This is a genomic window from Lacticaseibacillus thailandensis DSM 22698 = JCM 13996, assembly GCF_001312865.1.
GTDB classification, from domain to species: domain Bacteria; phylum Bacillota; class Bacilli; order Lactobacillales; family Lactobacillaceae; genus Lacticaseibacillus; species Lacticaseibacillus thailandensis.
Map to the genome: position 1 here is coordinate 1 of NZ_BBER01000007.1, position 19,319 is coordinate 19,319.

The following is a 19,319-nucleotide window of genomic DNA, read 5'->3' on the forward strand; positions in this document are numbered from 1 at the left end:
CGCGTAATCATAGTAATCATCCGCATCAACACTCACGGCTGGTGGCAACTGTGTCCGCACTTGCGGATCACTGTCCGGCAGTACACCTGCGCGCGTGTAGTCATAGTAGTCTTCCGACTCAACACTCACGGCTGGCGGCACCTGCGTCCGCACTTGCGGGTCGGTGTCCGGCAGTACACCCGCCGGCGTGTAGTCGTAGTAATCGTCCGCATCAACGCTCACAGCTGATGGCACCTGTGTCCGTACTTGCGGGTCAGTATCCGGCAATACACCTTCACGCGTGTAGTCGTAGTAATCATCGGCGTTAACACTCAATGCTGGCGGCACCTGCGTCCGCACTTGCGGGTCGGTGTCCGGCAGTACACCCGGCTGTGTGTAGTCGTAGTAATCATCCGCATCAACACTCACCGCTGGTGGTACCTGTGTCCGTACTTGTGGATCAGTGTCTGGCAGCACACCCGCCCGCGTGTAGTCGTAGTAATCGTCTGCATCAACGCTCACCGCTGGCGGTACCTGCGTCCGTACTTGCGGGTCGGTGTCCGGCAGTACGCCTGCCCGCGTGTAATCGTAGTAATCATCCGCATCAACACTCACCGCTGGCGGTACCTGTGTCCGTACTTGTGGATCAGTGTCTGGCAATACGCCGGTCGGGAACGCTGCCTGGTACGTCTCCTGATCCACCCACAACCCCGGTTGATCTACCTGGGTGCGCACCTGCGGATCAGTGTCTGGCAATACACCTGCGCGCGTGTAGTCATAGTAATCATCAGCATCAACACTCACCGCTGGTGGTACCTGCGTCCGTACTTGCGGGTCAGTGTCTGGCAATACACCTTCACGCGTGTAGTTGTAGTAATCATCAGCATCAACACTCACCGCTGGCGGCACCTGTGTCCTTATTTGCGGGTCGGTGTCTGGCAATACGCCAGTAGGAAAGGCCGCCTGGTACGTCTCCTGGTCCACCCACAACCCCGGTTGATCTACCTGAGTGCGCACCTGCGGGTCACTGTTCGGCAATACACCCGCCCGTGTGTAATCATAGTAATCATTCGCGGTCACACTCACTGCTGGTGGCACCTGCGTCCGTACTTGCGGGTCAGTGTCTGGCAATACGCCCGGCCGTGTGTAGTCGTAGTAGTCCTCTGGCAACACCGCCGTCGCCGGCCCGGTCGCCGTGCGGGTGTGCGTGCCGTAGACTAAATCAAAGCGGCCATACATATCCGTCCACCAACCCTGGTAGCAGTACAAGTAGTTGTCCATATAGCTCAGCAACGTCGCCAAAGTCGCCCCGTCACCGAGTTGGTCAAGCCATACTGATAGTGTGTGGGTTGGCCCATTGCGTGTGAACCGGAGTGTGGACTGGGTGTAGTTCAAAGCCAGTCCAGACACTGTCACTGGTGGGGTCGCGATGCCCTCACCATCGGGTCCGACCGTCGTCCGGTCCGTGTCCATCCACCGTAATGTCCGCCCCTGTTCGTCCTCGTAGGTCGTCATAACCTGGTAATCCTCCGCTTGGCGGTGTTCCGTCGTACTGTCAGTCACCGCCAGCCGTTTTACGGGTGGCGTCACCGTTACGGTCGCCGACGCTTCCGGTGCGGCACTGCTCGCGGGTGCCGGTGCTGACGCGACCGTAGCCGCACTACTGGCTACCGCACTGTTATCCGCGCGCGCCGCGGTGCTGGTAGCCGCAGTGCTGGTAGTCGCGCTGACTGCCGTGCTAGAACTAACCGTGCCGATGGCCCCACTGGAACCAGCCAAAGTCTTGGCGTCACTGCCCACCATCGAGCCTGACGCACTAGAGCTTGGCTCCTCCGTTACCGTTGCGGTCACCGTCGCGGCCGTGGTCGGTGCGGTCGTCGCGGCATTGACGGCGACGTCACTCACCGCTACCCCGCCAACTATCGCCAAAGCCATGGCGCACCACCGACTACCGGCCTTAAATAATTTCACTCGTCGGATCACCCGTTGCCAGGTAGCGCGGACGCCGCGTTGCTGTTGCTGTCGTTTCATGTTCTCCCTCCATGATCGCCACCGTGCTTAGCGGTGGACTAAGGCTAATTACTCGACACCTTCAGCGTACTGGCAACGTTCAATGCCTGCCAACAGCAACCTGTGCGGTCTTGACACCCCCCCTGCTGGCAACCATTAAAAAAACTAATCTTCACACCACCCAATCGCTACACACCACCGATAAGGAGAACCCTCGCCGCAACGTGCAGTGATCGTGGCGGGGCTGGTACTGAGTGTGTTACTCATCACGTGTCCATCAATACATTTATATGTACCCACCGAAACTTTGATAGTGACAAAGTCAACATGTGCAAAAATTCACTGCGCTACCCAAAACGGCGCCGGTAGACAAAAAAAACGAGCCCACCAACAGCTGCACGTGCAGCGCTAGTGGACTCATTATCATTATTCAACTAATTATTAAGCAACCAGTTCGGGCTTGGCGTCCTTGACCGGAATCTCGCGGACTTCGTAAGCTGTTTCCGGTACGCCATCGTGACGGAGTACCGTCATGAACTTGCGGGCGTTAAACGACTTGCCGTCCGGGTCAATCAACATCAAGTGGTCGTGCTTATCGTTCCATTCCCACTCGCCCATGTCCTTCAGGTCGGGGTGGCTCGCTGGATCCAAGTCCACCGGGTCGAAGAATTCGATTCGTACAAACACTGCGTCGGGTTCGTCCGCCGCGTTGGCCAGGAATGCCTTTGCTGCCGTTTCGTCTTTTGCCATATTCATCAACCTCCACTGATTTTTCCAACCGTCCAATACCGTGGTAGGCAAAGCCGGCGCGAGTTGCTCAGTCAAAGCTGGGAGGTATGCTTGGTCGTCACTTCACCGCGGTGAAAGGACTTACAACTTTATGGTAGTCAGCGCCAGCGTGAAAGTCAATTGTGTTTTCAAACTGGGTCGGGCCCGGACATTTGCTCGCAACCACGGAGCTGTGGTCGCTACTTCAAGCGCAATTTTACATAAATGCAAAATCACACCAAGTTTTGGCCCAAAACTTGCTGCAATTTGCCGCGTTTGTTTGCCCAGGGACGATAATAACAGACGTACGGTTGCCCTGGCAAACGGCGTCATTGTGGACCGTGAAGGAGGTGAAACAGTAACAAACAAGTCTAAACATAATCGGGTTGTTCAACGGTAATTAACGCCGTGTATTCTGTCCATGATGGCCCATTATTCTGCGGTATTCATTGTCATTCCAATCTGAGCCCAACCGTGCCGTAATTTGTTAATTTTAAGCATGCGCAATAATGGGGGAATTTATTATGTCTGATAAAATTTTGAAGTCTAAGAAGTTTGTTTACACGTCACTGGCAGCTGTTGCCTTGATGGGTGTTGGTACTGCCGCTGCAGTCAATACGCACGCATTTGGTAATGACGCTGTTGCTACTGTTCACGCCGACGAATATGAAGCCATCGACCAAATTGGTGCTACTTGGAATGAGGGTGATGGTAGCGCACCATATGTCGATGGCATTGAAACTGATGGACCTGTTTATCTAATTCCTAATAAGGTGATTGCTATCAATGTTCCTAAGGCGGATGGATATACAGCAAATGAATCTGTTGTTCACATTAAGGTTAATTCAACCGGCGATGGGTTCGCTCCTGAATCTGACCTGATGAATTTGGTTTACACGAAGAATTTTGCTTCCTCAACTTCAACTTCCAGTTCGGCAGCATCATCTAGTCAGTCTGCTGCAAGTCAGAGTTCTTCAACAACTCCAGCAAAGACAACGAGTAGTTCTTCGGCTGCTTCATCTGCAAGTCAACCAGCTACTAAGGCAAGTTCCAGTTCGCAGGCGGCTTCCGCACCTTCGTCCTCTGCTACCAATAATGATAACGGCGGCACAAAGGCGACTACCGGCACAACCGCTACTGCAACAACACTTGCTACCCAAAAGGCTAACGCCAAGGCCACAATTAATGGGATAGTAAGTTAACGGCCACGGAGAAGGCTAATGCAATCAAGGCAATTGATGCCGCCACTACTCCCGCTGGTGTCGCAGCTGTCGTCAGTGCTGCCAAGCAGGGCACGAACGCCTCGACTGGTGCGGCTACTTCTGGTAGTGCGGCCAAGTCGGGCGATGTTCAAACCGGCGTAACTAACAACGCTTTTGCCGGCATCGCTGGCGGTGTAGCCACATTCCTTGGTACCCTGGGTCTGGCACTGCGCAAGTTAGTAGCTTAACGCTACCGTATTTATCCATGATCCATCTCTACTGGTTAATTTTGGGAGCCTTCCCCATCACGAAGCTTTTTTTGGTGGCAAAATAAAAAGCCTTCCCATTCCAGGAAGACTAACTCAACCGCATTCACTGTTGCTGTGTTGGAGAGGTAACTACCGCGCTTACTTGAGCGCAACACTGACGAAGGTGCGGGACTTTTCGACCGGCACGGTCTGTCCGGCATCGCCCGTAGTACTGTCATTGGCACAAGTCCACAAGGTAGCCATCTTTTTGATCGACTTTAACTTGACGTTAGTTTTGACCTTGCTCCGGGATTTCAGATAGCTCAGGTAGTTTGCAAACTTTTGGGCGCTGCTAAAGCGTAAAGTGTGCGCAATTGAAGGCCCACTGTTAGTTTGGACGGCAAAAACGGTCCCCACGTACCGCTTCTTGGGGGTGTATATGTATACGTGCCGGTGCCGGTTCAGAAATTCTTGCTTCAAAAAGTCGTTGAGCCCGGCGAACATCGAGCCATTGTACATGTTGTGCCCATACAGGAACGTATTCCGCGCCGTAAAGTTAGGTTTATCCCGGTAGTCGATAAAAATTTGCCCCGAGACCGAGGCCTGGTCGCGTTCGTCATGGTGGAGATAGTAGGTATTATTACTACCAGCCATCACCGCGTAGTTGATGCGCGTGCCGGGCACATAAATCCAGGCCTTGATTTTAGGTTAATTTGGTGGAGTTTCCGCCAGTTAACGCTAATATTACCCGCAGCCGGCATGGTGGTTTGGTTAGTGTGACGCTTCTTGGTCACCTGCTTCGTCAATCGTTGCGCAGCCGCACGCTCGTGGGCCACTTCATGTTGCTGGTACAGGTAACGCCCACCGAAAAATAGGCCAATAACAAGCACAACAATCAACGCTAAATCGATGATATGCGCTAGTCGCTGGTTACCCCTTCCCTTTTTCGACACGTCCCCCAACCTCCTTTGGATCAATTATCGCAATACTCGCTGAAGCCCATTGTATCACGCTTGCCCGGCAATTAACGTCAGTACCACAATGCCAAGCACCACACTTTTAACTGGGGTCGTCACAGACTGCTACCGTTCGACCCGGGTAGCGCGCCGGGCCGGTAACGCCTGCAGTACGGTCGTCAACAGGATCAGCAGGCCGCCAATAATCTCCGCGCCCGCGAGCCGGGTGCCCAGCAGCAGGACCGTCGTCACCGTGGCGGTTAGCGGCTCAAAGGCGCTCAGCATCCCCGTCGTGCTGGCGGGAATGTACGCCAAACTGTTCAGATAAAGCAGGTAGGCAAACAACGTCCCGAACAAGATGATGAAGGCAATGGCGGCCAAGCCGGCCATCCCCAAATGTGGCGCTGCGGTCGTACCAAGTACCGGCCAGAGGGGCACGCCGCCCAGTAACATGGCCCAGCCGACCACCTGCGTTTCGTCGTACTTACGCAGGAGCGGCCGCGGTAACAGCGTGTAGCTGGCCTGGCTGACCCCGGCGAGGACGCCCCACACCACGGCGGCCGGCGCCAACGCCAGTGACGTCAACCGGCCCTGCGTCACCAGCAGGTAGGTGCCGACCAACGCGACGACGATGGAAACCACGTCGATACGCCGCGGCCACTGCCGGCTGGCCAGCGCCAGGTAGATAATGATAAACAGTGGGCCGAGGAATTGGAGCACGGTGGCGGTGGCGGCGTTACCGTAACTAACGGCAAGAAAGTACGTCAGTTGGGACGGCATCATGCCCATGATGGCAAAAATAATTAGCAAAACGGCATCGCGCCGGTTGTGCCAGATACGGAACACGTCGCGGCCACCACGCAGGCCGGCAAATAGCAGTAGCAGCACGCCCGCGCCCAGCAACCGCACCGCGACCAGCCAGAGCGGTTGGACGTGTAAAGCCGTAAACAGGTACTGGGCGACGGCGCCCGAGAAGCCCCAAAACATCGTCCCGATAATGACATTAGCAAAGCCTTTGCCGCGCTGTCCTACCGTTTCTGCCATTTTTTTTCTACCCACTTTTCCGACGGCTACAACGTCGTCATGTAATTAGTCTCTAGTATACAAGAAAGTGGGCGCCACTGACGGCGGTTGGCGCGGTAAAATTGCAATTTTGTTGGTCCAATCGCGCCGTCATCCCCTAGATAAAGTCGCCCACAGAATCGACACGTTGCCCTCGTTCAGGTCGACGTGGTCGAGGTACGCCGTCTGGTTGTACACGTCCAGGGCAAAGCCGCCCTGGTAGGCGGTCACGATGGAGGTGGAGAGATTTTTCAATCCCAGCAGGTGCTCATTGCCCGCCAGCTCCTTGATTCCGAGCTGGTTGATCCCGCCGTGACCGAAGATCAGGTGGTGCCAATCTAGAGACAGTGGTGGGACTACAACATCATCCACTATACCCAGATTTACGTTCCACTATGAACACATTACCCAAAATTTGATGCGCGCGGATGGGCAATCAAGACGATTGGGTTTCAGCGCAATAACCAGGACACAAAATCAACAGCCAGAATAATCACGGTTGCTTATGGTGGGATTAGCGGTAACATATACAGGTATGACTTTTTTTCAGAAAGAGGCTAACTATCGTGTCCAAACGCAACGTGCTCATCGTTACCATCGCCCTACTCCTATCCAACGCCATGAGTGGCCTGGATTCTACCATTATTAACACCGCCCTTCCGTCGATCATCGCGGATCTGCACGGGATCGAGCTCATGGGCTGGATCGTCGCCATCTTCTTGTTGGGGACTGCCGTCAGCACGCTCGTTTGGAGTAAGCTCGGTGAACATATCGGCAATAAACGCAGCTACCAGCTGTCCGCGCTCTTCTTTGTGGTCGGCTCGTTTCTGCAAGGACTGTCCCCCAACATCATCTTTCTCATCGTTACCCGCGCCATCGCCGGCCTGGGTAACGGGGGGATGATCTCCCTGCCCTACATCATTTACGCCGAGCTGTACAAACAGCCGCGCAAACGGATGCAGGTCCTCGGCTTTGTGTCAGCCAGTTACAGCATGGCCACCATCGTCGGCCCGCTGGTTGGTGGCTACATCGTCGACGCCTTCAGCTGGCACTGGGTCTTCTACATCAACGTCCCGATTGGCCTGCTGTCGGCACTGCTGGTACAGGTGTTCTACAAATTGCCCAAGCCCAAAGCCAAGCCGCACGTACAGCTGGACTACCTGGGTGGTAGCCTTATGGCCCTGGGCATCATTGCCATGCTCGGAGGCATCGAAATGATCGGCGTCACCAGCTGGTGGCTAGTCGCCGTGGTCTGGGTCATCGCCGTGGCCGCCATTGCCACCCTGGTCCGCGTGGAAAACCGCGCCGCCGACCCGATCATTCCGAACCGCCTGTTCCGCAACCGCGCCCTGGTCACCGACTTTGCCTCTTCACCATCATCTGGGGTGCGTTCATGGCCTTCCTGACCTACAGCCCGATGTGGGCTCAGGGGATCATCGGCACCAGCGCCCTGATTGGGGGTGCCACGCAAATTCCGAGTTCGTTCACCGACTTTTTTTGGCTCCGAGTCCGTCGCACCCCTGCGGCGTTACTTGTCACCCCACCGCGTGATTGGCCTGGGCATCATCACCCTCACGTTGGCGTTTGTGCTGATGGTGCTGATGGGCGTCCACGCCCCGTACTGGCTGATTCTGGTCGCCGGGGCCTTTGAAGGCTTTGGCAACGGGGCTTGCTTCAATGAGCTCCAAGTCAAGGTCCAACAAGACGCTGAGCGCCAGGACGTACCGGCCGCGACCTCGTTTAGCTACCTGATCCGGATGCTCAGCCAAACGTTCACCGCCGCCATCTACGGAATCATTATGAACGCCGCCTTGCGGGCCGGTGTAGTCCACTCTGGCGGCTGCATCACCATGGCGATGCTTAACAAGCTTAGTGACGCTGCCAGCGTCGGCAGCTTGCCCCAGCACCTGTTGCCGGCGATGCGCATCATCCTCCACCACGGGCTGCACAACATCATGATTGTCGCCCTAGTCCTGATGCTGGTATCACTCGTCATTAACGTGTTCGCGGAACACCGCGAACGCCACCAGGCCGCCATCCACATTTAAGCAGCCGCCTTACCGATAATCAGTCAACACAGCAGTTGTTCCGCCGTCACGGCCGACAACTGCTTTTTTTGTACCTTCACGATGTGCACCGGGCCACCACCTACACAACACCACCGTTTATCCCCGCAACACGACAACATAATTCCCACATTTGGCCGGTTGTGTTCAAAGTTGCACAAGTAGTCAAGCCCGCAGCAATGGCTTTTCTATGCAAGAATGAGAATAAACCCATGAATTTTTCACCATATTGAAGTCGCTTTCACGCCGAAATAAGCGGTCGTCCCCGTATACTGAAATTAAAGCAATGTGGCCGCACGCCACCGTACATTATCAGCGTTCGCAGAAAGGATGGGTGATTACCATGGCGGATAAACAAAAGCAATTGCGTTGGTTCAACGTCGCCTCATCGCCTTTGTGGCCGTTTGGGGCTTCGGCAACGTCATTAACAACTACGCCCAGCAAGGATTATCAGTCGTTGTTTCCTGGATCCTCATTATGCTGCTCTACTTTGTCCCGTACGCCCTGATCGTCGGCCAACTCGGGTCGGCCTTCAAGGATGAAAACGGTGGGGTGTCCTCGTGGATCAAACGGACCTCGACCAAACGTCTGGCCTACTACGCCGCCTGGACTTACTGGGTCGTCCACGTCCCGTACTTAGCCCAAAAGCCGCAGGGAATTCTCATCTCCCTCTCCTGGCTCTTCCGGGGGAACGGTTCGTTCGTCAACACCGTCAGTTCCATGACGGTCGCCCTGATTTGCCTGGCCCTCTTCCTGGCCTTTCTATGGCTGTCCGCCCGCGGTTTGACCACGTTGAACCGCATCGGCTCGGTCGCCGGCATGGCGATGTTCATCATGTCGATTTTGTTCATCATTCTGGCGGTATCCGCGCCGTTCATGACCTCCGGGGCGCACATCGCCACCCCACGCATGGACCAGTTGAGCACGTACTTGCCCAAGTTCAACTTTAACTACTTCACTACCATCTCGATGCTGGTGTTCGCGGTCGGCGGGGCCGAAAAGATTTCCCCGTACGTGAACAACACCAAGCACGCCTCACGGGAATTTCCGCTGGGAATGCTGGTACTCGCCGGGATGGTGGCCATCTGTGCCATTCTCGGTTCGTTCGGGATGGGGATGCTGTTCAATTCCAACCACATTCCGCAAGACCTGATGGCTAACGGTGCTTACCAAGCGTTTGCCAAACTGGGTGGGTACTACCACGTTGGTAACATCTTCGTGATTCTCTACGCCCTCGCCCAGGCCATGGCGCAGATCTCCGCGCTGGCCTTCTCCATCGACGCACCGCTAAAGATCATGTTGGGTGATGCCGATCCTGAATTCATCCCCCGCAAGCTGGCAAAACTCAACCAGCGCGGCACCCCGATCAACGGTTACTACTTGACCGGGATTCTCGTTAGTATCATCATCGTGCTGCCCGCCTTCAACATGGGCAACATGAACCAACTGTATAACTGGTTGCTGAACCTGAACTCGGTGGTCATGCCACTGCGGTACCTGTGGGTATTCCTGGCCTTCATCTTTCTGAGCCACCACCTCGAACGGTACCAGTCGGATTACATGTTCATTAAGCATAAGACGACCGGCATGATCGTCGGTGGCTGGTGCTTCTTCTTCACCGCCTTTGCCTGCATCATGGGCATGGTACCGAAGATCAGCATGAGCGCCGACCCCGGCCAGTGGTGGTTCCAGCTGGCCCTGAACATCGCGACCCCACTGGTTCTGCTCGCGTTGGGCCTGATCCTGCCACTGATTGCCCGCCGGCACCAGCACGACCTCACGCAGGGGTAGTCACCATGACGTAACTGCCAATGAACCCAGACGCCCCGCCAACCATCACGGTCAGCGGGGCGTCTTTAGTGGGTCTACGCTTTCTATTGTGGTTTGCTATCAACACAGACAGTGTCAACCCGTTAATCATGCTCAGAGCCGAAGTTAAATAGCATCAAAATAGAGGCACCTGAGCGCAAACTCAGGTCCCTCTTACTTAAACGATCATGTCAGCTTACCCCACCGACCCGGCCATCGACATGCCAATCAGCCGGTTGAGCTCGACGGCGTATTCCATCGGCAACTCCTTGGCGAACGGTTCGACGAAACCCATGATGATCATCTCGGTCGCCTTCTGCTCGGTCAACCCGCGACTCATCAGGTAGTACAGCTGTGCCTCGGAAACCTTGCTGACTTTGGCCTCGTGCTCCATCGTCACGTCACTGGTGTGGATCTCGTTGATGGGGATGGTGTTGCTGCGGCTTTGCTCGTCCATCAAGATAGTGTCGCACTCAACGTGGGCAAAGGCGCCGCGTGCGTGCGGCCCAAAGCGGATGGTCCCGCGGTAATCGGTCGCACCGCCATCCTTGGCAATCGACTTGCTGATGATTGAGCTACTGGTGTTCGGCGCGTTGTGGATCATCCGCGCGCCGGAATCCAGTACCACCCCGTGGCCGGCGACCGCAATCGACAGCATCGTCCCCCGGGCGCCCTCACCGTTCAGATACACGGAGGGGTACTTCATTGTCACTTTGCTACCCAGGTTACCGTCGACCCACTCCATCGTCGCGCCAGCGGCGGCCGACGCGCGCTTAGTCTCCAGACTGTACACGTTGTTGCTCCAATTCTGGATGGTGGTGTAGCGGGCGTACGCGTCGTGCTTGACGAACACCTCGACCACGGCCGCGTGCAGACTATCACTCGAGTACGTGGGCGCGGTGCACCCCTCAACGTAATTCACGTGAGCACCAGGTTCAACGATGATCAACGTCCGCTCAAACTGGCCCATGTTTTCCGCGTTAATGCGGAAGAACGCCTGCAACGGGGTGTCGAGGTAGACCCCCGCCGGCACGTACAGGAAGGTACCCCCAGACCAAACAGCTGCGTTCAGGGCCGCGTACTTGTTGTCGTTCGGCGGCACCAACGTACCAAAGTATTGGTGCACGAGGTCCTCATGCTCGCGCAACGCCTGGTCCATCGAGGTAAACACGATGCCGAGGCGGTCGATCTCGTCTTTGAGGTGACCATAAACCACCTCGGACTCATACTGGGCGCTGGCCCCGGCCAGGTACTTGCGCTCAGCCTGGGGCACGCCCATCTGTTCAAAGGCGTCCTTGATGGCCGCGGGCACGTCCGCCCAGTCGCGTACCGGACGGTCGGTCGATTTCTCGTAGTAACGCATCCGGTCGAGGTCCAACCCCGACAGGTCAGGGCCAAAGCCCGGCTGTGCCATACGTTCATAAATATGGAAGGCGCGTAACCGCTGCGCCAACATCCACGCCGGTTCGTCCTTGGCGCGGGAAATCGCCCGCACAATGTCTTCCGTCAGCCCGCGGCCGGTCGAAAACAGCGGTGGGGTGTCTTCCACCTTAGTGGCCGTGGCGTCCTCATCGAGGAAGTTGACCTGGGCCGCCACCTGCTCGTTATTCTTGGTGTTCTTCGTCCGTGGCATCCTTGTCATCCCCCTTTGCTCCTGGTAATTGCCGTAACGCCGCATCCAGCGTCGTCCACGCTAACAGTGCACACTTGACCCGCGCCGGAAAGTCATGGACGCTCGCCAACGCCGCCGCATCGCCCAGCGACCGTGGTGCCGGTTGCCCGTCAACCACCATCGCTTGAAACGCCGCACTGAGCTGGTGCACCGTAGTCAATGGCGCGTCTGCGACCACCGTGGTCATCATGCTGGCACTAGCCCGGCTGATCGTACACCCGGCGGCCTGGGCGCTGATGCCGGTCACGCGCTGGCCGTCGGTGGTCAGCGCCAACGTGAGCGTGTCGCCGCAAGTCGGATTCTTGGCGGCCACCGTTGCCTGCGGGTGCGCCAATGCCACCGCGTGCCGTGGGTGGGCGGCGGCGTCCAACAGCACCTGCCGGTATAATTGTTGCAACCTACTTAGTCCCATCGAAAAACTCCTTTGCTGCCTGCACGCCGGCAATCAGCGCGGCCACGTCACCGTAACCGTTGTACACCCCAAAACTAGCGCGGGCGGTCCCGGTGATACCCAACGTCGCCATTAACGGCGCGGCGCAGTGGTGGCCAGCCCGCACTGCCACATCCTGTTCGTCCAGGAAGGTCGCCAGGTCGTGCGGGTGCACCCCGTCGAGGTTAAAACTGACGCAACCGTGGTTGGCGCGGTCGCCGTACAGGTGGACCCCATCAATCGCGTTAAGGTGCGTCCACGCCGCATCCCCAAGGGCGTCGACCCAGTCGTGCTTGGCCTCCGCGTCGGTGGTAATAAAGTCCAGCGCCGCGCCCAGACCGATGACGCCGACCGCGTTCTGACTGCCAGCTTCAAAGCGCGTCGGCGGGTCGGCCCACGTTGCCGTAGTCGGGGTGACCGTATCGATCATGCCGCCGCCGAGGTTGACCGGTGCCATCTGGACCAGGTAGTCCGCCCGACCATAGAGAATGCCAATGCCACTAGGGCCGTAAACTTTGTGGCCGGAGCAGGCGTAAAAGTCGCACCCCAACGCCTGCACGTCGACGTCCAGGTGGGCGGCGCCCTGCGCACCGTCCAGCACCAAGACGCCCCCGACCGCGTGAATTGCCGCCGCCAATTCGGCGGTGTCCGTCAGCGCGGCGCCGGTCACGTTGCTCATCTGACTAAGCGCGACGACGCGCGTGCGCGCATCAATATGTGCTAACACCCACGCCTGGTTGATTGCACCGGCCGCAGTCAGCGGGGCTACCTGGACCGTAGCACCAGTACGCTGGGCCAACGCCCGCCACGGCAGCACGTTACTGTGGTGTTCCAGTGCGCTGACGATGATGTTGTCGCCAGCGTGGACGGCGTGCGCCCCCCAACTTTGCGCCACCAGGTTTAAGCCGGCGGTCGCACCACTGGTAAAGACCACCTCGTCCGGCCGGGCCGCGTGCAACCAGCGGGCCACCTGCGCCCGGACGTCCTCAAAGCGGGTCGTCGCCGCGTAGGCCGTGCGGTACAGGCCGCGATGGAGCGGCGCATTTTCTTGCTCCATGTAGGTGGTCATCGCCGTCACCACGCTCTGCGGGTACTGGCTAGTGGCCCCGGCATCCAGGTAGTGGAGCTCCGGGTGTGCCGCGCAAAACGGGAACGCGCCCACCCACGGACTGGCTAACGCCGGTAAACTTGTCTGACTTTCAACCATTTAATTGCACCTCGATCAGTTGCTGAATCTCATCGCGCAGGGCCTTACTCATCGAGTCAGGTAGTAGCGCCAACAAAAAGCCACGAAGCACCAACCGCAGCGCTACCGGTCGGGCAACACCCCGGCTAAGGAAGTACCACAGCTGGTGCTCATCCACCGCCGCGACGGACGCGGCGTGGCCGGCCGTGACGTCATTTTCGTCAATCAGCAACAGCGGGTTAGCTTCCCCCAGTGCGTGGGGTGACAGCATCAGTACCCGGTTCTCTTGCTGGGCGTCACTCCCGCGGGCGCCCAACAGGATGTGCCCGATACCGTTCAAAATCAGTTGCGCGTGGTCGGTGATCACCCGTGCTGGTTGATCAACCTGCGTGTTCGTGGCCGCGTTAGTGACCGCGGTCGTGGCCGTCAGCCGGGCATGACCACCGGCCAACACGGCCATGTTGGCCTGGGCCTGCGCACCATCCCCGACCAGGTCAACAGCGTGGTACAGGATGCCGGCGTGGTGCCCAAAACTGGCCGACCGCCATGTCAGTTGGCTGTTGGCCCCACAGGTAACGCGTCGTTCTATGACCACCGCGGTGTCGCCGTACAAGTCGTACGTCTGGTAGTCCACCTGCGCGTCCGCGGCCAACGTTAGGCTAACCAACAACCGCGTTTGGCCACTCGCCTGCCCGCGCCAGGTTTCGGCGATATGGACCGTAGCGCCGGCGCCCACCTGGAGGTTGATCACCCCGCCTTGGGTTGCCGACCCGGTAATAGTGACCCGGCCATGCACGGTGTGGGCGGGCACGGTCACCGTCAGGCTCGGTCCGGCTTGGATCAGCTGCGCTGCCAAGCGGTCGTGCGGTGTCGGAGCCGTTCCGGCCGCCGCAACCTGGATGCCAGCTGTCACCGTGACGTGCGGCTGACCCGTCGCGGGCGCTGGCGCGGGCCGCAACGCGCGTTCCCAGTTGAACTTAGGCACCGCGGGCCAGAACGCCACCCCACGGGCTTGCCCCTCGCGCCTAGCCATTGTCCGCCTCCGACAACTGCTCGTAGCCGGTGTGTTCCAGGCTCTTGGCTAGCTCCGGGCCACCACTTTCGATAATGCGGCCGTCCTTCATCACGTGCACCACGTCGGGCACGATGTAGTTCAGCAGCCGCTGGTAGTGGGTGATGATCAGGCTGGCAAAGTTGGCGCTACGCATGCTGTTGACGCCGGCGGCCACGATCCGCAGGGCGTCAATGTCGAGCCCGGAATCGATCTCATCCAGGATTGCCAACGCCGGTTTGATCATCAGCAGTTGCAAAATCTCGTTCTTCTTCTTTTCCCCGCCTGAGAACCCGGCGTTGAGGTACCGGTCCGCCATATCCTCCGGCATCTTCAGTTTGGCCAGGTTGGCGTCTAGATCCTGTAAGAACTGGACGACGGGTACCTGGTCGTCATCCCCCCGCCGGCTGTTGACCGCCGCACGGATGAACTCAGCGTTGGTAATACCCGCGATGGCTGGCGGGTACTGCATCGCCAAAAACAGGCCGGCACGCGCCCGCTGGTCCACCGACCAGTCCAGGATGCTGGTGCCATCGAGGGTAATGTCGCCGGACCGCACCTCGTAGTTAGGATTGCCCATAATGGTTTCGGACAGCGTCGACTTCCCGGTCCCGTTTGGCCCCATGATGGCGTGCACCTCACCACTACGGATGGTCAGGTTCACGCCGCGTAAAATCTCTTTGTGCTCATCGTCACTATGTACCGCGACGTGTAGGTCGCGTACTGCCAAAGTTGTCATGTTCTATTTCTCCCCAATTTATGCGTCTGATTAGTGCAAAAAGTGACCCCGCCCACGACGGGGTCACTTGCTCACCGGTCTGCGCCGCTCTCTACACCCCTAGCGTCATCCGGGCCACCCGGCTCATTCGGTCCATTGTCCACGCCGGCGTCAGCCGGAACTGCACCCGCACCTGGCGTCCGGGGCGACCAACGCAATGGCGTGCTGGACCATCTTGTCCAGGTAATCCGTCAGCGGGCAGCCGATCTGTGTCAGCAACATCTGCACTTCGTAGTCACCGTTGTCCGTACGCCGAACGTGGTACACCAACCCGAGGTTAAGCATGTCGACCATCAATTCCGGGTCGACGGCCTGCACCAACGCGTCGGTCAACGCGGCGTCCGTAGTGGCATCAATATTCTCGGTGGTGGCGTGATAATCTGCTAACTGCATGCCCACGCCTCCTTTACCGGACCAGCCGGGACCAGATCACGACTTTGCCCGACTTGAGGGACGCCGGCACGTCAATGATCCGCTGGTTGGCACTCCCGCGAAACTGCAGGGTCAGGTCCATCTGCGCCTGCAGGAAGCGGCCATCAACCAGAATGTCCAGCAGGCGCAACAACTCCAGTTTGTCCTCCGTCTCCTGCATCAGTTCGTCCCACTTGTAGCCAGTCCAACTCCAAATGTCCTTGGTGTGTCCAAACTCCTTGCGGATCCGCCGGCAAATCTTCAGGCAGACCTGCGTATTCAAAAACGGTTCGCCGCCCAGTAGCGTCAGCCCCTGCACGTACGGTTGGGCCAGGTCCTTCATGATCCGGTCTTCCAACTCTTGCGTGTAGGGCTTCCCGTACCGGAAGTTCTGCGCCGCCAGGTTATAACAGCCTGGGCAAGCAAACATGCAACCCGATACATATAGTGAGCACCGCACACCCTCACCGTCGACAAAGTTGAACGGCTTGTAGCTCGCCACGTACTGGTGCGACAAATCTGCGGCGCGCCACTCGCCCGGTTTGGGGTTCTTCGGCAACGTCCGTGTACTTCTTCTTGCTGGATCTCGTTTTGGCTCAGCCATTGGTACCCCCAATCACGTCGAGCCCGAAGCTCATGTGCTTCTTCCGGCTGACGATTTCCTTGTGCCGACCGTGGACCATGGGCCGCTGGTTCGGGTTGCCCAGGTAGCCACAGGTCCGCTTGACCACGTCACAGGTCTGCGGGTCGGTGTTGCCACACTGTGGACATTTAAATCCGCGCGCGGTCGGCTTAAATTCACCTTTGAACCCACACTTAAAGCACTGGTCGATCGGGGTATTCGTCCCCAAGTAACCGATACGATCGTACGCGTAGTCCCAAACCGCCTCGAGGGCCTTTGGGTTTTGCTTCAGGTTCGGGTACTCACAGTAGTGAATAAACCCACCCGAGCAGTACTTCGGGTAATCCTTCTCAAAGTCGATCTTCTCAAACGGCGTCGGCTCTTGCGCACATCGTAATGGAAACTGTTCGTGTAGTATTCCTTATCGGTAATGTCCTTGATCCGGCCAAATTTACGGATGTCCGCCTGACAGAAGGTGTTGGTCAGGCTTTCCGCCGGGGTGGAGTAAACCGAGTAGTGGTAACCCTCGGCGGCCTCCCACTGCTTGCAGTGGTCGTAAAGGGCCTTGACCACGCTGATACTAAAGTTCTTGGCCTCCTGGTTGTGCTCCCATTCGGGGCCATAGAAGACGGTCCCCACTTCGTACAACCCAATGTAGCCCAGGCTGACCGTGGCGCGGCCGTTCTTAAACAGCTCGTCCACGTCGTCGTCTGGCCCTAGCCGCTTACCAAAGGCGCCGTTCATGTACAGCGTCGGGGCGTTCTTCGGCGTCGCCTGCTTGGCCCGCGCAATTTTGAACGCCAGGGCCTCGTGACAGACGTCCAGACGCGATTCCAACAGCGCCCAGAACTGGTCCTTGTTGCCACCAGATTCAAGCGCGATCCGCGGTAGGTTGACGGTCACCACGCCCAGGTTCATGCGCCCGGCGTTGACCTCCTTACCATTCTCGTCGTGCCAGCCTGCAGGAAGCTCCGGCACCCCATTGGCGCCTTGAAGCTCCCGGTCAACTCGACGATCTTGTCGTACATCAGCACGTCGGGGTACATCCGCTTAGTCGCGCACTCCACGGCCAGCTCCTTGATGTCATAGTTCGGGTCGCTAGGCCGCAGGTTAGTACCGCGCCGCAGGGTGAACACCAGCTTCGGGAAGATGGCGGTCCGCCGCTCGGTGCCCAGGCCCTTGATGCGCACCTTCAGGATGGCACGCTGAATTTCGCGCTCGATCCAGCTGGTACCGAGGCCAAAGCCGACGGTCGTAAACGGCGTCTGCCCTTGAGAACTGTACAGCGTGTTGATCTGGTATTCCAAACTCTCCATGGCCTGGTAAATATCCGCTTTGGTCTTACTGCGGGCGAACTCCTCCTGCTTATGCGGATCGTCGATCCACTCCTTGGCTTCAGCCAGGTGCCGCTGGTAGTTCTTCAAGGCGTAAGGTGCCAGCACTTCGTCAGTTCGGTCACTGGAACAGCCACCATACTGACTGGAAGCCACGCTGGCGATGATCTGCGCCATCTGCAGAACAGCGGTCTGGATCGACTGCGGCGTACCCATCTTGGCGTTGCCAATCTGGAACCCGTCGCGCATCATACCAGCAAAGTCGATCAAGCAACAGTTAGTCATCGGGCTGTACGGCTGATAATCGAGGTCGTGCCAGTGGATGTCACCCTTCATGTGGCTACGGCCACCGCTGGGGGCAGCATTTTCAACCCCTGCGCCCGGGCCACGGTCCCTGCCGTCAAATCACGCTGGGTGTTAAAGACCTCACTATCCTTGTTGGCATTCTCGTTGACGACGTTGCGGTCGCGACTTTGCAACCGGTTGAGCGCCGCGTCGAGGTCCTGAGCCTGCTGGCGCCGGGCGAGCTTGGCGCCCCGGTACTGGTGGTAAGCGTCGGCTGCTGCCGGGGCGTGCGTGGTGAGCGTCTCCTCGACGGCGGCCGCGATGGCGTTAGTGTCCGCTAACTGCCGGGCGCGGACCAATAAATCATCGCGTACGTCCTCGGCCAACTCGGTCTTACCGGCCGTCACGGCTGCGTCGACACTCGCTAACAACTTCACGTCACTGAACGGCTCCCGCACGCCGTTATGTTTATTGATCGTCACGGTATCCTGTTTATACGCTAACATGCCTACACCCTCCAAGATTCAAGATTGTTTATGTTCAATAATACACATGCTACGATATCACGTATATTATAGTCGCTTTGAGGCACTATATGTAGTAGTAATCGGGCTCATTTGGGGTAAGATGACACAATATCGTGTATGCTTACAAATACTTAGTTATGAAAACGCACGCCCGGCAAGCATTCAGCTTACTGGGCGTGCGCATTAGATAATTTGGGCATAAGCCGATGAAATTTTGGGCATACATCAGACCTGCAAAAATCCGTGGCGCTGCGATGACGTCACTTGAACAGGTGAAACGGCTTTTTGGTCAACTCCATGTCCACCGCCCGGTACATGTAACGGGCGGCAATGGCACGGTAAGGATGCCATTTACGGCACTTTTTCATCACCGCCTGCCGGTGCCAGTCATTGGTCTTGTAGACCCAACTGTACCCCTGCAAAAAGGCCACGTCCTCAAACGGCAACACGTCCGGCCGATCCAACACGAAGATCAGGTACATCTTCGCCGACCAGTTACCGATTCCGCGTACGCTGGTGAGATCGTGTAATACTTCGGTGTCACTCATGTCGGGGTACTGGTCAAAATCAATGGTATGGTTAACCACCGCGTCCGTCAACGCGCGGATGTAGCGCACCTTGGCCCGGGAGATGCCAATCGACAACAGTTGCGCATCGGTCAACTGGTGGATGGCCCCCGGCGTAACCGGACCCGCGACCAACGCGGCCAGGCGCCGGCTGAACACCGCCGCGACTTTGTTTGACAACATCTGGTTGATGATCTCCCGCACCATAAAGGCATATGGCGACGGGGCCAGCGTGTAGCTGATGGACCCCACCATCTGGATGACCTTAGCCAGGTGCTTATCCTTGGCACACAAGTACCGTACTGCTGGCGTGTCCGCTGTTAATGTATGCACTGCTGGCATGAACGTTCCCCCCTA

At 57.7% G+C, this 19,319-nt stretch carries 15 protein-coding genes and 3 pseudogenes; 3 read left to right on the plus strand and 15 right to left on the minus strand.

The genetic code is table 11. From position 1 onward, the window contains the following. Together JCM13996_RS08320 and JCM13996_RS08325 are read right to left on the minus strand one after the other, a co-directional pair. Positions 1-2,010 (minus strand): KxYKxGKxW signal peptide domain-containing protein (locus tag JCM13996_RS08320; RefSeq protein WP_173585376.1); only part of this gene is annotated, 2,010 nt, incomplete at its 3' end. Between the two features lie 420 nt (positions 2,011-2,430). Continuing rightward, positions 2,431-2,739, minus strand: coding sequence for a hypothetical protein (locus JCM13996_RS08325; protein ID WP_054750782.1), 309 nt, complete (start codon positions 2,737-2,739; stop codon positions 2,431-2,433). A 542-nt stretch (positions 2,740-3,281) separates the two neighbouring features. Between JCM13996_RS08325 and JCM13996_RS08330 the strand changes: the two genes are divergently transcribed. Continuing rightward, positions 3,282-3,959, plus strand: a complete 678-nt coding sequence (locus tag JCM13996_RS08330) for a hypothetical protein (RefSeq protein WP_054750783.1) — start codon at positions 3,282-3,284, stop codon at positions 3,957-3,959. A 407-nt stretch (positions 3,960-4,366) separates the two neighbouring features. Here JCM13996_RS08330 and JCM13996_RS08335 read toward each other — a convergent pair whose 3' ends face one another. From JCM13996_RS08335 to JCM13996_RS08350, 4 genes are all read right to left on the minus strand, one after another. Next, positions 4,367-4,891 (minus strand): class B sortase, encoded by a 525-nt coding sequence (locus tag JCM13996_RS08335; protein WP_162205206.1) that lies wholly within the window; start codon positions 4,889-4,891, stop codon positions 4,367-4,369. After that, positions 4,861-5,160: a hypothetical protein gene (locus tag JCM13996_RS08340; protein WP_054750785.1), complete on the minus strand. Its 300-nt coding sequence runs from the start codon at positions 5,158-5,160 to the stop codon at positions 4,861-4,863. The genes JCM13996_RS08335 and JCM13996_RS08340 overlap by 31 nt, the downstream gene beginning before the upstream one ends. 129 nt (positions 5,161-5,289) lie before the next feature. Beyond that, on the minus strand, positions 5,290-6,207 hold the full coding sequence (locus tag JCM13996_RS08345) for a DMT family transporter (RefSeq protein WP_054750786.1): 918 nt from the start codon (positions 6,205-6,207) through the stop codon (positions 5,290-5,292). A 129-nt stretch (positions 6,208-6,336) separates the two neighbouring features. Beyond that, a complete protein-coding gene (locus JCM13996_RS08350; protein ID WP_054750787.1) occupies positions 6,337-6,597 on the minus strand; it encodes a hypothetical protein in 261 nt (86 codons plus the stop codon). 194 nt (positions 6,598-6,791) lie between these two features. Between JCM13996_RS08350 and JCM13996_RS08355 the strand changes: the two are divergent. Both JCM13996_RS08355 and JCM13996_RS08360 read left to right on the plus strand, forming a co-directional pair. Next, positions 6,792-8,273 (plus strand): annotated as a pseudogene (locus tag JCM13996_RS08355) (MFS transporter). 361 nt (positions 8,274-8,634) lie between these two features. Then, positions 8,635-10,082: pseudogene (locus JCM13996_RS08360) on the plus strand (amino acid permease). Between the two features lie 214 nt (positions 10,083-10,296). On the opposite strand, the gene sufB reads toward JCM13996_RS08360, so the two are convergent. The 9 genes and pseudogenes from sufB to JCM13996_RS08405 all read right to left on the minus strand — a co-directional run bounded on the left by sufB (position 10,297) and on the right by JCM13996_RS08405 (position 19,304). Then, entirely contained in the window at positions 10,297-11,733 is a 1,437-nt protein-coding gene (gene sufB, locus JCM13996_RS08365; protein ID WP_054750788.1) for a Fe-S cluster assembly protein SufB, read from the minus strand. Continuing rightward, positions 11,705-12,184, minus strand: coding sequence for a Fe-S cluster assembly sulfur transfer protein SufU (gene sufU, locus JCM13996_RS08370; protein ID WP_056969508.1), 480 nt, complete (start codon positions 12,182-12,184; stop codon positions 11,705-11,707). The genes sufB and sufU overlap by 29 nt, the downstream gene beginning before the upstream one ends. Further along, positions 12,171-13,409, minus strand: coding sequence for an aminotransferase class V-fold PLP-dependent enzyme (locus tag JCM13996_RS08375; protein ID WP_054750790.1), 1,239 nt, complete (start codon positions 13,407-13,409; stop codon positions 12,171-12,173). Before JCM13996_RS08375 ends, sufU begins: the two co-directional genes overlap by 14 nt. Beyond that, the gene (locus JCM13996_RS08380) at positions 13,402-14,421 is read right to left on the minus strand and encodes a SufD family Fe-S cluster assembly protein (protein ID WP_054750791.1); all 1,020 of its coding nucleotides are present in this window, start codon (positions 14,419-14,421) and stop codon (positions 13,402-13,404) included. Before JCM13996_RS08380 ends, JCM13996_RS08375 begins: the two co-directional genes overlap by 8 nt. Continuing rightward, positions 14,414-15,178, minus strand: coding sequence for a Fe-S cluster assembly ATPase SufC (gene sufC / locus JCM13996_RS08385; protein ID WP_054750792.1), 765 nt, complete (start codon positions 15,176-15,178; stop codon positions 14,414-14,416). Before sufC ends, JCM13996_RS08380 begins: the two co-directional genes overlap by 8 nt. A gap of 150 nt (positions 15,179-15,328) precedes the next feature. Next, on the minus strand, positions 15,329-15,610 hold the full coding sequence (locus JCM13996_RS08390) for a metal-sulfur cluster assembly factor (RefSeq protein WP_054750793.1): 282 nt from the start codon (positions 15,608-15,610) through the stop codon (positions 15,329-15,331). Positions 15,611-15,623: 13 nt separating this feature from the next. Next, positions 15,624-16,232: an anaerobic ribonucleoside-triphosphate reductase activating protein gene (gene nrdG, locus JCM13996_RS08395; protein WP_054750794.1), complete on the minus strand. Its 609-nt coding sequence runs from the start codon at positions 16,230-16,232 to the stop codon at positions 15,624-15,626. Next, positions 16,225-18,375, minus strand: a pseudogene (gene nrdD / locus JCM13996_RS08400) (anaerobic ribonucleoside-triphosphate reductase). The gene nrdG and the pseudogene nrdD overlap by 8 nt, the downstream one beginning before the upstream one ends. 281 nt (positions 18,376-18,656) lie before the next feature. Next, positions 18,657-19,304 (minus strand): DNA-3-methyladenine glycosylase family protein, encoded by a 648-nt coding sequence (locus JCM13996_RS08405; protein WP_054750795.1) that lies wholly within the window; start codon positions 19,302-19,304, stop codon positions 18,657-18,659. Positions 19,305-19,319: the final 15 nt, after the last annotated feature.

Bases quoted from the DNA above. Each gene is read 5' to 3' on its own strand.
- sufB (WP_054750788.1), bottom strand. From the start codon at position 11,733: ATGCCACGGACGAAGAACACCAAGAATAACGAGCAGGTGGCGGCCCAG.
- JCM13996_RS08405 (WP_054750795.1), bottom strand. From the start codon at position 19,304: ATGCCAGCAGTGCATACATTAACAGCGGACACGCCAGCAGTACGGTAC.
- JCM13996_RS08375 (WP_054750790.1), bottom strand. From the start codon at position 13,409: ATGGTTGAAAGTCAGACAAGTTTACCGGCGTTAGCCAGTCCGTGGGTG.
- nrdG (WP_054750794.1), bottom strand. From the start codon at position 16,232: ATGGCTGAGCCAAAACGAGATCCAGCAAGAAGAAGTACACGGACGTTG.
- sufU (WP_056969508.1), bottom strand. From the start codon at position 12,184: ATGGGACTAAGTAGGTTGCAACAATTATACCGGCAGGTGCTGTTGGAC.
- sufC (WP_054750792.1), bottom strand. From the start codon at position 15,178: ATGACAACTTTGGCAGTACGCGACCTACACGTCGCGGTACATAGTGAC.
- JCM13996_RS08325 (WP_054750782.1), bottom strand. From the start codon at position 2,739: ATGGCAAAAGACGAAACGGCAGCAAAGGCATTCCTGGCCAACGCGGCG.
- JCM13996_RS08330 (WP_054750783.1), top strand. From the start codon at position 3,282: ATGTCTGATAAAATTTTGAAGTCTAAGAAGTTTGTTTACACGTCACTG.
- JCM13996_RS08390 (WP_054750793.1), bottom strand. From the start codon at position 15,610: ATGCAGTTAGCAGATTATCACGCCACCACCGAGAATATTGATGCCACT.
- JCM13996_RS08345 (WP_054750786.1), bottom strand. From the start codon at position 6,207: ATGGCAGAAACGGTAGGACAGCGCGGCAAAGGCTTTGCTAATGTCATT.
- JCM13996_RS08380 (WP_054750791.1), bottom strand. From the start codon at position 14,421: ATGGCTAGGCGCGAGGGGCAAGCCCGTGGGGTGGCGTTCTGGCCCGCG.